General features: G+C 71.6%; 13 protein-coding genes. 5 read left to right on the forward strand and 8 right to left on the reverse strand.

What is annotated here, in order from left to right; genetic code table 11:
- Positions 1-20 precede the first annotated feature (20 nt).
- Entirely contained in the window at positions 21-431 is a 411-nt protein-coding gene (locus tag ACWD5F_RS13160; protein ID WP_451253840.1) for a Fur family transcriptional regulator, read from the forward strand.
- Positions 432-568: 137 nt separating this feature from the next.
- On the opposite strand, the gene ACWD5F_RS13165 is transcribed toward ACWD5F_RS13160, so the two are convergent.
- The 6 genes from ACWD5F_RS13165 to ACWD5F_RS13190 form a co-directional block, all read right to left on the reverse strand.
- Positions 569-1,900, reverse strand: a complete 1,332-nt coding sequence (locus ACWD5F_RS13165) for a histidine-type phosphatase (RefSeq protein WP_451253842.1) — start codon at positions 1,898-1,900, stop codon at positions 569-571.
- A gap of 37 nt (positions 1,901-1,937) precedes the next feature.
- On the reverse strand, positions 1,938-2,789 hold the full coding sequence (locus ACWD5F_RS13170) for an isoprenyl transferase (protein WP_451253844.1): 852 nt from the start codon (positions 2,787-2,789) through the stop codon (positions 1,938-1,940).
- Between the two features lie 24 nt (positions 2,790-2,813).
- Positions 2,814-3,560 (reverse strand): DNA repair protein RecO, encoded by a 747-nt coding sequence (recO, locus tag ACWD5F_RS13175; RefSeq protein WP_401720735.1) that lies wholly within the window; start codon positions 3,558-3,560, stop codon positions 2,814-2,816.
- 45 nt (positions 3,561-3,605) lie between these two features.
- Positions 3,606-3,821, reverse strand: a complete 216-nt coding sequence (locus ACWD5F_RS13180) for a hypothetical protein (RefSeq protein WP_451253846.1) — start codon at positions 3,819-3,821, stop codon at positions 3,606-3,608.
- Positions 3,822-3,989: 168 nt separating this feature from the next.
- On the reverse strand, positions 3,990-4,676 hold the full coding sequence (locus ACWD5F_RS13185; protein ID WP_451253848.1) for a response regulator: 687 nt from the start codon (positions 4,674-4,676) through the stop codon (positions 3,990-3,992).
- Positions 4,673-5,881, reverse strand: coding sequence for a sensor histidine kinase (locus tag ACWD5F_RS13190; protein WP_451253850.1), 1,209 nt, complete (start codon positions 5,879-5,881; stop codon positions 4,673-4,675). The genes ACWD5F_RS13185 and ACWD5F_RS13190 overlap by 4 nt, the downstream gene beginning before the upstream one ends.
- Before the next feature lie 134 nt (positions 5,882-6,015).
- Here ACWD5F_RS13190 and ACWD5F_RS13195 point away from each other — a divergent pair, with 134 nt between their 5' ends.
- The 3 genes from ACWD5F_RS13195 to ACWD5F_RS13205 all read left to right on the forward strand — a co-directional run bounded on the left by ACWD5F_RS13195 (position 6,016) and on the right by ACWD5F_RS13205 (position 9,427).
- Entirely contained in the window at positions 6,016-6,987 is a 972-nt protein-coding gene (locus ACWD5F_RS13195; protein ID WP_451253852.1) for an ABC transporter ATP-binding protein, read from the forward strand.
- The gene (locus tag ACWD5F_RS13200; protein ID WP_451253854.1) at positions 6,984-7,832 is read left to right on the forward strand and encodes an ABC transporter permease; all 849 of its coding nucleotides are present in this window, start codon (positions 6,984-6,986) and stop codon (positions 7,830-7,832) included. Before ACWD5F_RS13195 ends, ACWD5F_RS13200 begins: the two co-directional genes overlap by 4 nt.
- A gap of 101 nt (positions 7,833-7,933) precedes the next feature.
- Entirely contained in the window at positions 7,934-9,427 is a 1,494-nt protein-coding gene (locus tag ACWD5F_RS13205; RefSeq protein WP_451253856.1) for an alpha/beta hydrolase, read from the forward strand.
- A gap of 51 nt (positions 9,428-9,478) precedes the next feature.
- On the opposite strand, the gene ACWD5F_RS13210 is transcribed toward ACWD5F_RS13205, so the two are convergent.
- Both ACWD5F_RS13210 and ACWD5F_RS13215 read right to left on the reverse strand, forming a co-directional pair.
- A complete protein-coding gene (locus ACWD5F_RS13210) occupies positions 9,479-10,618 on the reverse strand; it encodes an abortive phage infection protein (RefSeq protein WP_451253858.1) in 1,140 nt (379 codons plus the stop codon).
- A 48-nt stretch (positions 10,619-10,666) separates the two neighbouring features.
- The gene (locus ACWD5F_RS13215) at positions 10,667-10,915 is read right to left on the reverse strand and encodes a hypothetical protein (protein ID WP_451253860.1); all 249 of its coding nucleotides are present in this window, start codon (positions 10,913-10,915) and stop codon (positions 10,667-10,669) included.
- Here ACWD5F_RS13215 and bla point away from each other — a divergent pair.
- Entirely contained in the window at positions 10,851-11,729 is an 879-nt protein-coding gene (gene bla, locus ACWD5F_RS13220; RefSeq protein ID WP_451254128.1) for a class A beta-lactamase, read from the forward strand. The genes ACWD5F_RS13215 and bla overlap by 65 nt on opposite strands.
- The last annotated feature ends 18 nt before the right edge of the window (positions 11,730-11,747 follow it).

Here is an 11,747-nt window from a genome sequence, read left to right on the forward strand (position 1 = left end):
AGACGTGGAGGAGGCAACCGGTGACCACCGTAGGACCGCCCGTGAAGGGCCGCTCCACCCGGCAACGTGCCGCCGTGTCGGCGGCGCTCAACGAGGTGGACGAGTTCCGCAGCGCGCAGGAACTGCACGACATGCTCAAGCACAAGGGCGACTCGGTCGGTCTGACCACGGTCTACCGCACGCTCCAGAACCTCGCTGACGCCGGCGAGGTCGACGTCCTGCGCACGTCCGACGGCGAGTCCGTGTACCGCCGCTGCTCCACCGGCGATCACCACCACCACCTGGTCTGCCGCGTCTGCGGCAAGGCGGTGGAGGTCGAGGGGCCTGCGGTGGAGAAGTGGGCGGAGGCGATCGCGGCGGAGCACGGGTACGTGAATGTGGCGCACACGGTGGAGATCTTCGGCACGTGTTCCGACTGCGCGGCTGGGTGAGCGACTAGGCGCCGTAGGGGTGCGGGATCCTTGTCGGCTGCGGACTCGCCGTGGCTGGTCGCGCCCACGCGGCGGAGCCGCATATCGATACAGCCCCGCGCCCCTGAGGGAACTGCGCCCACCCTTGCCCCAGAAGTTCAGCTTCGCCCGAAGCAGCGTTCCAGTTCTGCGAAGTCGTAGAACTTGCTGCCCTTCCTGATCGGGTGGCAGCTCGGCTTGAAGGACGTCTCCTTCTCGTTGTAGAGCATGCGGACCAGGTACTGGCCGCCCTTCTTGAAGACGTCCCACTGGATGTTGGAGCCGAGGGGGGCGACATTCGCGCCGCGCCAGGGGTTGTCGGCGTACGTGTACGGCTGGCCCGGCTTCGCCGGCTTCGTGCTGCCCGGGAGGCCCATCAGGGCGGCCAGCGGGATGATCTCCTCGGCGTGGGTGAAGCGGAGTTCGGCGCCGAGGGTGCTGGTGCCGGCCTTCTCCGCCTCGATCTGCGTGAAGAAGTCGTCGAGCAGGACGCCGGCCATCTTGTACGTGATGTCGCTGTCCGAGAAGCCGGGGCCCTTCTCGTAGAAGTCCTCGGCGTCGGAGAGGTAGCCGAACCAGGCCGCGTCGGACGTGGAGATGTACCGCTGCATCCCCCAGCCCTTGCCGCCGGGGCTCTCCTCGCTCATCGCGGGGGCGATTGCGTACAGGTTGTAGACGGCCTGCGCGGCGGCGACCTGGTCGGCGCCGCTGAGGGCGTTCACGAAGGCCGGCGCGAAGAGGCGGAGCAGGACGCTGCGGGCCGCCCGGTGCGTCTTCGGCTGGTCGGTGATCGACTTCAAAGTGGCCGCGAGGCGCTGGTCGTTGGCTATGTAGTCGCGGTAGGCCGCGCCGCCGTCCGCCTTGTGGAAGTAGAGCAGGTCCTTGTCGGTGCGGGTCGCGCCGATCAGCGACTTCAGGTCCGGGTCCGTGTCGCCGAGGGCCGCGGCGAACAGGTTGCCGCTGTCGACCGCGCGGCCCTGTCCGGAGCTGACCACGTCGATCTTCTCGCCCTTGGCGGCGATCGACTTGAAGAGGGAGGGCAGCCGGTCGGCCATGCGGACGGCCGTGTCCTGGATCTCCTCCTTGCCGCGGGCGCTCAGGTTGCCGTACCCGATCTTCGCCATCTCGGCCAGCAGGGCCTCGACCTTCGGGCCGAACTCCTCGCCCTTGCCGGTGAGTTGACCGGCGGCCTGCGCCTTGTCCCACAGGGCGAGGATCAGGTCGCCGTCCTCGCTGTCGGTGGCGGAGCGGGAGCCGTGCCGGGAGACGTTCTCCGTGAAGACGGGGGTGAAGCCGGCGGGCACGCGCTCGTAGCGGCGCGCGCTCTGCTCGGGGGCGTAGACGGCCTTCGTGCCGTAGCTGTCGCGGTGTGCGGGCTGGTCCGCGGCCTGGGAGGGAACGGCCGCGGCCAGCAGGGCGCACAGGGCGAGGACGGGGGTGACGCGTTTCATGGCCGGATCGTCGACGATCCCCATGAATCCCGGGTGGCTACGAGATGGCCGGATTCCCCGCGATGTCCCGCTCCATGGCCAAAAGATCCTCATTCGGGACCGCGCCGCCGAACCGCCGGTCACGGGAGGCGAACTCGACGCAGGCCCGCCACAGATCACGGCGGTCGAAATCCGGCCACAGGACGTCCTGGAAGACCAGCTCGGCGTACGCGCTCTGCCACAGAAGGAAGTTGGAGGTGCGCTGCTCACCGCTCGGCCGCAGGAACAGGTCCACGTCCGGCATGTCCGGGTAGTACAGGTACTTCGCGAGGGTCTTCTCGTTGACCTTGGACGGGTCCAGGCGGCCGGCCTTCACGTCCACCGCCAACGCCTTGGCCGCATCGCCGATCTCGGCCTGGCCGCCGTAGTTCATGCAGAAGTACAGGGTCAGTCTGTCGTTGTCCTTGGTCTGCTCCTGCGCGATCAGCAGTTCCTTGGCCACCGACTTCCACAGCCTGGGCATCCGGCCCACCCAGCGCACCCGGATCCCCAACTCGTCCAGGGTGTCCCGGGTCTTGCGGATGAAGTCACGGTTGAAGTTCATCAGGAAGCGCACCTCGTCCGGCGACCGCTTCCAGTTCTCCGTCGAGAACGCGTACAGCGAGATCGCGCCGACACCCGCCTCGATCCCGCCCTGCAACACGTCCAACACCCGCTCGGCGCCCACCTTGTGGCCCTCGGTACGCGGCAGACCGCGCTCCTTGGCCCACCGCCCGTTGCCGTCCATCACGATCGCCACATGCTTCGGCACCAGCTCACCCGGCAGCTTCGGCGCCCGGGCGCCCGACGGGTGCGGCTCCGGCGCCCTGTACTCACGGCGCTGACGCCCCAGGATCCCGCGTACGACCATGACCTTCTCGTCTCCTCTTGCGGCTTACTTCTCTACGTAACGCAGCGAGCGCAGCCCGCGTTCCAGATGCCAGTGGAGGTAGGCCGACACCAGCCCGCTCCCCTCCCGGACGTGCCGTGGCTCGCACGCGTCCGCGGTCTCCCAGTCTCCCGTGAGCAGCGCGCCCAGCAGTTCCAGGGTCTGCGGCGAGGGTACGACGCTGCCGGCCACCCGGCAGTCGACGCAGACCGAACCTCCGGAGGCGACCGAGAAGAACCGGTTGGGACCCGGCATTCCGCACTTCGCGCAGTCCCCGAAGCTGGGGGCGTAGCCGTTGACGGCGAGGGAGCGCAGCAGGAAGGCGTCGAGCACGAGGTGCGGCGCGTGCTCGCCGTTGGCCAGCGTGCGCAGGGCTCCGACGAGGAGCAGGTACTGCTGCACCGCCGGCTCGCCCTCGTGGTCGGTGAACCGCTCGGCGGTCTCCAGCATGACCGTCCCGGCGGTGTAGCGGGAGTAGTCGGTCACGATCCCGCCGCCGTAGGGAGCGATGGTCTCGCTCTGCGTGCACAGCGGCAGCCCGCGCCCGACCAGCTCGCTGCCGCGCGCGAAGAACTGCACGTCGACATGGGAGAACGGCTCCAGCCGGGCGCCGAACTTCGACTTGGTGCGCCGCACTCCGCGCGCCACGGCCCGCACGCGTCCGTGTCCGCGGGTGAGCAGGGTGATGATCCGGTCCGCCTCACCCAGCTTCTGGGTGCGCAGCACGATGCCGTCGTCGCGGAACAGGCTCATGGGGTCCATTCTCGCCTACGGCGGCCGTGCCACGGGCCCTGCCCTTCAAGGGACCTCACCGCGACCGCGGGCGTCGGCGCCCCCGGCCGCCGCGCCGCTCCGCTCGGCGGCGGTGGCGCCGCGCACGGCGTCCGGTTCGGCGTCCCACTCGCGGCCGCCGCCGTACGGCCTGAGCTGGATGTACGGTCCTTCGTGTCCCATGACTATGCCGATCCTTCCGGTGCGCGTGTCCATGACGTGGCTGCCGACGGGGGGCTTCATCTGCGCACTTCCTTCACCGATGGCACCGCACTCCGACGGGCGTGCCTCCACGGTGCTCCCCCGCGCGCCCGAGTTTCACGCTTCGTGTCGTCGCGGTGACGTCACGCACCTAGACTCGGCGGGAGTCTCTTTCGGGGGCGTGCCGACGCAGAGGCCTGCCGGCTGCCTTCAGGGGCGCGGCCGGGAGTGCGGCTGCCCGACCGACACCAGTCCCGCCTCGTAGGCGGTGATCACCAGCTGGACCCGGTCCCTGGCGTCGAGTTTGGTGAACAGGCGGGTCAGGTACGTCTTCGCGGTGGCCACGGTGATGCACAGTTCGGCGGCGATCTCCGTGTTGGACAGGCCGCCGCCGACCAGGGTCAGCACCTCGCGTTCGCGGTCGGTGATGCCCTTCAACTCGCGGCGCGGGCGCGCCGGTTCGGGCCGGCTCGCGAAGTCGTGGATCAGGCGGCGGGTGACGGCGGGGGCGATGAGCGCGTCTCCGGCGGCGACGATCCGCACGGCGCCGATGATGTCGTCGAGGGCCATGTCCTTGACCAGGAAGCCGGACGCGCCGGCCCGCAGTGCCCCGTAGACGTACTCGTCGTCGTCGAAGGTGGTCAGGACGACGACCCGGGCGGCCGAGCCCGCGGCGCCGATCCTGCGGGTCGCCTCGATGCCGTCCATCTCCGGCATCCGGATGTCCATCACCACGACGTCCGGGGCGAGTTCGGCGGTCAGCCGCACCGCCTCCCCGCCGGTGGCGGCCTCGCCGACCACCTCCACGTCGTCGAGGTCGGCCATGACCATGCTCAGCGCGGTACGGATGAGCTCCTGGTCGTCGGCGAGGAGGACCCGCACGGCCCGGTCCGTCATCGGACGGGCGCCGGGACGGGCAGCCGGGCGGCGACCCGGAAGCCGCCCCCGGGACGCGGGGCGGCGGTGAACTCGCCGTGCAGCAGGGCGACTCGCTCCCGCATGCCGGCCAGACCGAAGCCGGTGTCGGTCGCGCTTCCCCGGCCCCGTCCCTCGTCCGTGATCTCCAGGGCGAGTTCGTCGTCGCGGTAGTCGAGGGTGACCCGGCACGCGTGCGTGTCCGCGTGCCGTACGACGTTGGTGACGGACTCCTGGACGATCCGGAACGCCGACAGGTCGATGTCCGGCGGGAGTTGACGTGCCTCACCGAGCCGGGTCACCTCGACGCGGACGCCGGCGGCGGTGGTCGTGAGGGCCAGCCGGTCCACGTCCGACAGACCTGCGGGAAGGGCGGCGGCACGTGCGGAACCGTCGGCGGCCCGGTCCGCCGCCCGCAGCGCCACCAGCATCCGGCGCAGCCCGGCCAGCGTCTCGCGCCCCTCGTTCTCCACGGCCCGCATCGCGGTCAGGGCCGCCTCCGGGCGGGTGGTCGCCACCCGGGCCGCCGCGCCCGCCTGGAGGGCGATGATGCCGATGCTGTGGGCGACGGTGTCATGCATCTCCCGTGCGATCCGCAGCCGTTCGGCGGTCACGGCCCGGTCCGCGTGCTCGGCGCTGAGCCGTTCGGCGTGGACGCGGGCCTGGTGGGAGGAGGTGCCGAGCAGCCAGGCGATGACGGCGACGAGGGTCACGGCCAGCTCCGCCGAGGTGCCGACGTTCCAACCGTTCAATAGGCGGACGGCGAGATAGGCGGCGAGGGTGCCGAGGGCCAGGGCGAGCGCGGCGGTCGCGGTCCGGCGCGGGCGGGCCGCCGCGACGAAGTACAGGGCGACCATGGGGCCGACGAACAGCGCCATCGGTATCGCGCCCACGCCCAGCGGGGTCGTCGCGAGGACGGACGCGAGCAGCAGGGCCGTGAGAGCGCCGAGCGGCCGGCGCGCCAGCAGCCGACCGCCGTACAGGGCAAGGGCGGTGGACAGGGCGAGGGTGATCAGGCCGTCCCAGCGGTAGAGCTGGACCGCCGCCCATTCGTCCGGCTCGACCTCGCCGGGCAACTGGACACGGGAGAGCAGGGTGAACGACTCCCCCGCGCACCACGCGAGCGCCGTCCAGGCACCCGGGGGTACGCGCTTGTGCAGGGGCGGCGACGGTTCGACGGCGGACATGCGGCGATCGTAGACACGCGCCATGGGTGCGGTCATCGGCCCGGGGACGTACGACTCCGGTCGACAGCACGGGCGTACGACTGTCAGCCGCCGGGCGATGACCGGTACCGGCGGATCGCGGGACCGTGGTGGGCATGATCGAAGTCGAGCACCTCACCAAGCGGTACGGCCCCACCACCGCCGTACGCGACCTGTCCTTCACCGTCCGCCCCGGCCATGTCACCGGCTTCCTCGGCCCGAACGGCGCCGGCAAGACCACGACCCTGCGGATGCTGCTCGGGCTCGTCGAGCCGACCGGTGGCACCGCCACGGTCGACGGCCACGCCTTCCGCCGGCACCCGCGCGGCCTGCGCCACGTCGGCGCCCTGCTCGACGCCCACGACGTGCACGGCGGACGCAGCGCGTGGGCGCATCTGCGGGCGCTGGCACGGAGCAACCGCATACCGCCCGGCCGGGTGGACGAGGTGCTCGCCGAGGTGGGGCTCAGCGGCGCGGCGGCCCGGCGCCGGGTCGGCACGTTCTCGCTCGGCATGCGGCAACGGCTCGGCATCGCGGGCGCGCTGCTCGGCGAGCCGCCGGTGCTGCTCTTCGACGAGCCGCTCAACGGGCTCGATCCGGAAGGGGTGTTGTGGGTGCGGGAGCTGTTTCGGCGACTGGCCCGGGAAGGACGGACCGTCTTCGTCTCCAGCCACCTCATGTCCGAGATGGAGCACACGGCCGACGAGTTGGTCGTCATCGGACGCGGTGAGCTGATCGCCGCCGAGAGCCTCACCGAGTTCGCCGCCCGCGGCACCGCACCGACGGTGACGGTACGGACGCCGGACGCGGGGCCATTGGCCATGGTGTTGGCGACGGAGGGGGCCGAGGTGACGCCGTACGACGAGGAAACTCTTCGTGTCGGCGGGGTGAGCGCCGGGCGGGTGGGCGAGCTGGCCTTTGAACACCGTTTCCTGTTGCGGGAGTTGACGACTCAGGCAGCGTCGCTGGAGCGGGCGTTCATGGAACTGACGGCGGACAGTGTGGAGTACCTGGCGGGGGCGGAAGCGGGCGCGGAACCGTGGGAGACCCGAGAAGCGGGCGCGGGCAGGGGAGAGGCCCGACGATGACGACATCGGCGACCGTTCGAACCACGTCCCGCCCCACCTCCTCCTTCCTCGACCTCTTCGCCTCCGAGTGGCTCAAACTCCGTTCCCTGCGCTCCACTTACTGGGCCCTCGGCGCCGGCGCCCTGGCCGTGATCGCCTTCAACGCGAACGCGGCCCGCGCCGACTTCGTCAACTACCCGCACTACGGCAAGCCGATCCACGACGACTTCGTCTTCTGGGCGCTGCGGGACGCCTTCACCCTGGGCGCGGCCATGATCACGATCCTGGCGTGCGCGAGCATCGGCGCGATCACGGTGGTCGGCGAGTACGCGACGGGCCTGATCCGTACGACGTTCACGGCCGTCCCCGACCGGCGGGCGCTGATGGCGGCGAAGGTCGCCGTGGTGACGACGGTGATGACGGTGTTCGGCGCGGTCGTCGCGGGCGTCTCCTTCGCCGTGACGCAGGCGATCCTGGCCGGGAGGGACGCGGGCGTGTCCATCGACGAGCCCGGCGCGGTACGCGTGATCGCGGCCTCGGCGCTGCTCGCCCCGGTGTGCGCGCTGGTCGGCATGGGGCTGGGCGCGCTGATCCGGCACGGCGCGACGACGATGGTCCTGACGACCGGCGTCCTGCTGCTCGCACCGGCCTTCGTGACCGAGCGCTACCACTGGACCGCGTGCGTCCGGAACGCCCTGCCGTACAACGCGTGGATGCGGCTCGTCGACATCGGATACGGACGCGAGCCGTACACGCTGGCCGCGCGGTATCCGACGTCGGTCGCGGGCGGGTGGGTCGTGTTCGCGGTGTGGGCGGTGGCGGGGGCCGTCGTGGCGGTGGTGGCGGTGGACCGGCGGGATGTCTGAGGGCGGGGGTGACCCCGAGACGGCTACTGGGGTAACCCCCCGTGGAAACAGGCGAGTTGCCCGGATGTGCGGGTTCGGCAAGATCCGCGAGGCTCCTCCGTATGAAGCAGACCCTCCGCAACGGCTCCCTGATCGCCGTCTCCACCCTGCTCCTCGGCCTCACCGCACCCCTCGCGGCGCACGCCTCGACGCCGGCGAAGGCCGAGGCGCTCGACTGGTCGGCGTGCGGCGCCGGTTCCGACCCGCGCCAGGAGTGCGCGACCCTCCAAGTCCCCCTGGACTACGCCGATCCCGACGGCCGGCACATCGACATCGCTGTCTCCCGGATCGCCGCCGAGAAGCCGTCCGCCCGCCGGGGCGCCCTGCTGATCATCCCCGGCGGTCCGGGCGGCAGCAGCCTCGACGACCCCGCCGAGAAGGGGCGGAAGATGCCGCAGAAGGTGCGCGACAGCTACGACCTGATCGGCTTCGCCCCGCGCGGGAACGCGCCGTCCACCGCCGCCGACTGCGGCCTCGAACACGGCGACCTCGCCCTGACGACGCTGCGGCCCTGGCCCGCCGCCGACGGATCGGTCACCGAGAACATGGCCGCCGCGCGGCGGATGTCGCAGGCCTGCGCGCGCAATGGCGGGGAGTTGATCCGCCACATCAGCACGGCGGACAACGCCCGCGACATCGACCGCATCCGGGCCGCGCTCGGCGAACGCCGGATCTCCGCGTGGGGCGTCTCGTACGGCACGTACATCGGCGCGGTCTACGCCCAGTTGTTCCCGCAGCGCACCGACCGGATCGTCCTGGACTCCAACCTGGACCCGACCGGTGACTTCGGCCGGACCCAGCTCTCCCGCGCCTGGCTCGCCGGGTTCGCGCCCGGTGTGGAGGACCTGTTCACCCAGTTCGCGAAGTGGGCCGCCGCGCCGGACAACCCGCACCGGCTGGCGAAGACGCCCGCGGCGGTGCGGTCGGACTTCCTGCGCCTCGCCGACCGCCTCGACCGCGCGCCGCTGCCCTGGCCCGGCGCCAACCCGGAGGTCCTGGACGGCAACGCGCTGCGCCAGGCCATGCTGAACGACCTCTACGACCCGGACGACTTCCCCGCCCTGGCCGAACTGATCCTCGCCGCCCGGCAGGGCACCGTACCGCCCGCCCCCGAGGCACCCCCGGAGGCGGTGCTGCAGAACGTGGCCGCGGTCGGCGCCGCCACCCTCTGCAACGACAGCGCGTGGCCGACGTCGACGGCCGTGTACGAGAAGGGTGTTGCGGAGAGCCGGGCCAAGTACCCGCTGACCGCGGGCATGCCCGCCAACGCGATGCTGTGCGCCACCTGGCCCTTCCCGCCCACGCAGCCACCGGTGCGGATCACCGACCGGGGGCCGTCGAACATCCTGCTCGTGCAGAACGAGCACGACGTGGCGACCCCGCTCAGCGGCGCGCTCAAGCTGCGCTCGGCCCTCGGGGAGCGGGCCGTCATGGTCACCGTCGACTCCACCGGCCACGACGCCTATCTGGACAACGGCAACGCGTGCGGCGACCGGACGGTCTCCCGCTTCCTGGCGACGGGAGAGCGGCCGAGCCGGGACGTCCACTGCGACTGAGCGGCCGGGCGAGGGGCGCCTGTTCGGTCGGGCGCCCCTCGCCCCCCTGTCCTAGCGAGCCGCCGCCACGCAGGCCTTCCCGTACTGCCGTGCCAGTGCGTGGAACGCCTCCTTCGGCTCCCAGTGCCAGTCCGAACGCGGGTCGTTCGGGCGGTCCTTGATGGTCTTGGTGATGCTGTAGCTCGCCAGGTCGAGGTCGTAGCGCGGGTTGTCGGCGCGGTGCGGGGCGTCCGGGGTGACGAACTCGAACGCCATCGCCGCGTACAGGCCCATCGACTCGAAGACCCGGACGAGGTCGACGAGATAGGCGGCCTGGGTGTGTTCGCTGCGGACGTGGTGGCCTTTGATCTGCCCCTTGTCGTAGTCGACGATGTTCCAGCCCATGCCGGCCGTCTCGGGGGCGCCGACGTAGGCGCAGGTGCCGAACTCGGTGATGGCGACGGGCTTGCCCCAGCGCCGGTACTTGCGCAACTCCCGTACATAGTCGGCGGGTTGGCGGAAGTACGAGTAGTAGTCGATGCCGACGACGTCGAAGAGGCGCCAGTCGACCTGGTCGTCCTGGGCGGCGGCGTAGCTGAGCCGGCCGTGGAAGACGGACCGGCCGAGCGCCGCCGCCTTGGCGGTGAAACGGTCGAGCCGGCGCTGCATCTTCACCGGGTCGAAGGTGCCGTTGAGCAGGTTCTCCACGCGGTCCAGGACCGTGTCCCCCGGCACGATCCCGGGCACGAACAGCCAGAACTCGCAGCCCACGCTGAAGTCCACGCTCGCGCCCTGCCTGCGCAGCCGCTCCGCGAACCGGCCGCACTCGGCCAGGTGCTCCAGGATGTCCCGCTCCGGGACGTCCCCGAGGGTCGGCTGAAGCCAGACGTGCAGCCCGCGCTCGGCGGCCTCGGCGGCGGTCTTCGTGAGTCGCTCGACACCGTCGCCGGTGACGTCGACCGTGTCGGCGTGCAGCTCGTCGCGGATGACGCGGATGTCCCGGCGCATCCGGGCGGCGCTCCACGCGGTCCCCGGCGTCTCGCCCGCGCCGACGGTGTAGACGACACCGCGGTGCCGGAGCCCCTTTCGCCGTCCGGCCTCACCCCCGACCGCGGCCTCGGCCACCCCCGACGGCAGCACCGCCGCCGTCGCCCCGAGGGCCGCCGCCCCCGTCAGGAACTGTGCCCGACTGATCCCCTTCGTCTTCTCCATACCCTTCACTGTGGCGCCCGCGGGCCCGCCCCGCCGTCCGCCGATGGTCTACGGCCGGGCAACCAAGGAATGAGTCACGGCGTCGAACAATGGAGAGATCGTCGACAGCCATCGACCGAAGGAGAGCACGATCCAAGGCTCGTACCAGTCTCCGAAGCCCCCGAAGTCCCCGAAGTCCTCGAAGTCCTCGAAGTCCTCGAAGCACCCGAAGTCCCCGCCGACCCGGCGCACCCTGCTCGCCGCCGGCACCGCCGCCTCCGCCGTCCTCCTCGCCGGCGCTCCGGCACGGGCGGCCACGGACGACCGGCAGCACCGACTGGACCAGTTCCACCGGCTGGAGCGCCAACACGGTGCCCGCCTGGGCGTGTTCGCGCACAACGTCCGTACGCGGAAGACCGTGACCCACCGCGCCGACGAGCGCTTCCCGATCTGCTCGGTCTTCAAGACCCTCACCGCCGGGGCCGTCCTGCGCGACCTGGACCGCGACGGCGAGGTCCTCGCCCGCCGGATCCACTACACGCGTGCCGACCTGGTGGACGGCGCCCCGATCACCGGCACGGACGAACATCTCGCCAACGGCATGACGGTCGAGGAACTCTGCGACGCGGCCGTCCGCTACAGCGACAACTCGGCGGCCAACCTCCTGCTGCGCCTGCTCGGCGGCCCCACCGCGATCACCCGCTTCGCGCGCTCGCTCGGCGACCGCGTCACCCGCCTGGACCGGTGGGAGCCGGAGCTCAACTCGGCCGAGCCGGGGCGGATCACGGACACCACGAGCCCGCGCGCGATCGGCGGCGACTACGGCCGGCTGGTCCTCGGCGAGGCCCTGAACCGCCCGGACCGCGACCTGCTCACCCACTGGCTCCTGAACAACACGACCGGCGCCAACCGCATCCGTCGCGGCCTCCACGACACCTGGACGGTCGGCGACAAGACGGGCTCCGGCTCGTACGGCACCACCAACGACGTCGGCATCGCCTGGACGCCCGAGGGCGCCCCGATCGTGCTGGCGATCCTGTCGACCACCCCCGACCGGGACCGCCCCTGGGACGACGCCCTGATCGCCGAGGCGGCGGCGCTGGTGGCCGACGTACTGGGCGAGACCTCGTAGCGATCCGGCGACCCGGCA

The sequence above is a fragment of the Streptomyces sp. NPDC002499 genome (assembly GCF_053595415.1).